General features: G+C 60.4%; 2 protein-coding genes. Both read right to left on the bottom strand.

The genetic code is table 11. From position 1 onward, the window contains the following. Nucleotides 1-3: 3 nt before the first annotated feature. On the bottom strand, nucleotides 4-1656 hold the full coding sequence (locus AC1DSG_RS30400) for a SulP family inorganic anion transporter (RefSeq protein WP_477794173.1): 1653 nt from the start codon (nucleotides 1654-1656) through the stop codon (nucleotides 4-6). Between the two features lie 94 nt (nucleotides 1657-1750). Beyond that, nucleotides 1751-2261 (bottom strand): SLC5/6 family protein (locus AC1DSG_RS30395; RefSeq protein ID WP_477794172.1); only part of this gene is annotated, 511 nt, incomplete at its 5' end.

Genomic DNA, 2261 nt, shown 5'->3' with positions numbered 1-2261 from the left:
GGGTTATGGATATGTCTTGAGGGCTTGTTGTACCGCGCCATCTACGCTCAAGTCGCTGAGGATCACCTGTGTATCCTTCACTTCCGGCAACGCCGACAATGCCATTTGCGCCGAATCCTTGAGACGCGCCAGCACCAACTGCTTCCCCTCCCCCCGCACCCGCACAAAAAACTCCTGCAACGCCTCGATGCTGGTGCCATCCAGATCCGGCGATTCTTCCAGGCTGAGAATCACCGAGTGAATTGGCGTTGGCGAATGGCGGATCAAGCGCAACGTACTACCCAGGATCCGCTCGACGTTGGCAAAGAACAACGCTTCCCCCGGCCGGACGATCAACACCCCTGGCACTGTCTGCGCCGCCGGATGACGTTGCAGGTCAACAAAGTCATGGCCGCCATCAATGCGCCCGAGGATCTGAATATCCGCCGCCGACATTTGTTTAAGCRTCAGCACCACACTGATCGCCACCGCCAGCAGCAGACCGTCCAGCACCCCCAGCACCAGCACTGCCGCCACCGCGCAGATAACCAGCAACCGGTCGCGCCGCCAGATGAAATACCGCCCCAGTGGCTGCAAGCTCAAGCCTCGGGCCAAGGCGTGGATGACGATGGCGGCGAGAATCGGCTCCGGGGTCAGGGCGATGTAAGGCAATACCGTCAAAACGATAAGCAACACCACCAGCGCCGCCACACCACCGGCCAGTCGTGAAGTGGCCCCCGCCGCTTCATTGGCCGACGTTGCCGAGAACCCTGCCCCTGCCGGCATGCCATGAAACAATCCGGACAACAGATTAGACGCACCCAGCGCCAGCAGATCGCGGCTCGACGAAGTCCGGTCGCCATGCTTGACCGCGTAGGAACTGATCGACCCGTATGACTCCGCGTACAGGATCATCACCATGGCAAAGGCCAATTCGCCCAAGCGCAACCAGTCAGTAAAGGGCAATACCGGTAACCGGGGCACCTCCAGGTTCAAATCGATCACACCGATCAACTTCACCCCATACGCCGGCAGGTTCAGCCACTGACTGGCAACGATGCCGATCACGACCACCAGCAAGCCGCCCGGCAAACGCCGGAACCTTGCAAACAGCACCAACAAGGCCAATGCCACGGCGGCGACACCCGCCGCTACCCCATTCCATTGCGGCATTTGTTCCAATAGTTGCGGCAGAAACCGCACCAGATTGCCGTCGCTCAGATGCACCCCGACCACACTGGCGACCTGCTTGAGGATGATGGTCAGCGCCAGGCCAAAGGCAAAGCCGCGTAACACCGGTTTGGCGATAAACGAGGTCACACTCCCCAGCTTGAACAGCCCCGCCAACAAGAAGAGCGCGCCAGTCATCAGCACCAGGCCGATGGCCAGGGTCGAACGCAACTGGGGGTCGCCGTTGGCCAGCGTTGCGGTGGCGGCGGCCAGCACTGCTGCGGATGAAGAGGTAGCCGACACAATGGCAAAGCGACTGGTGCCGAACAGCCCATAACAAAGCAATCCGGCAAATAACGCGATCACTCCGGCCTGCGGCGCCACGGCGGCAATGCTGGAATAGGCGACTGCTTCGGGCAACAACAGCCCGGCAATCGACAACCCGGCCAGCAAGTCCCGCCAGCGATTGGGTTGTTCGGTGAAATTGGGGGGTGAGGCGCTCGGCAATCCGGTGACTCCAGGCKAAAAAAAACCGCTGCACGTATCACGTGCAGCGGCCACTGTAGCTGTCAATTCGGCGCTGCGCGAGCAGGCCGAACGATCACGCAGTCAGCGAGTAAATCAATGCAGTAATCGCCACCAGGCCCACCGCTGTCACGAAGACATTGGACGCCTGCCCGCGATAGCGCGCCATCGCCGGCACCTTGCGAATCGCGTACATCGGCATCAGGAACAGAATCGCCGCGATGATCGGGCCACCGAGGGTTTCGATCATCCCCAGAATGCTCGGGTTCAGCGTGGCAACGATCCAGCACACCACCAGCATGAACGCAGCGGTCATACGATTCAGGGTCTTCGGCGCCGGGCGTTTGCCGCTTTTGACGATCAGGCCTTTAAGGCCTTCGCTGGCACCGATGTAATGGCCCAGGAATGACTTCGAGATGGCCACAAAAGCAATCAACGGCGCCGCAAAGGCGATGGTCGGGTTGCTGAAGTGGTTGGCCAGGTACGACAGAATCGAAAGGTTCTGCGCCTTGGCTTCGGCCAGTTGCGCCGGCGACAGAGTCAGCACGCAACTGAAGACGAAGAACAGCACCATCACCACCATCAAC

The organism is Pseudomonas sp. P5_A12, assembly GCF_056400685.1.
This window is presented reverse-complemented; position numbering and strand designations above follow the sequence as displayed.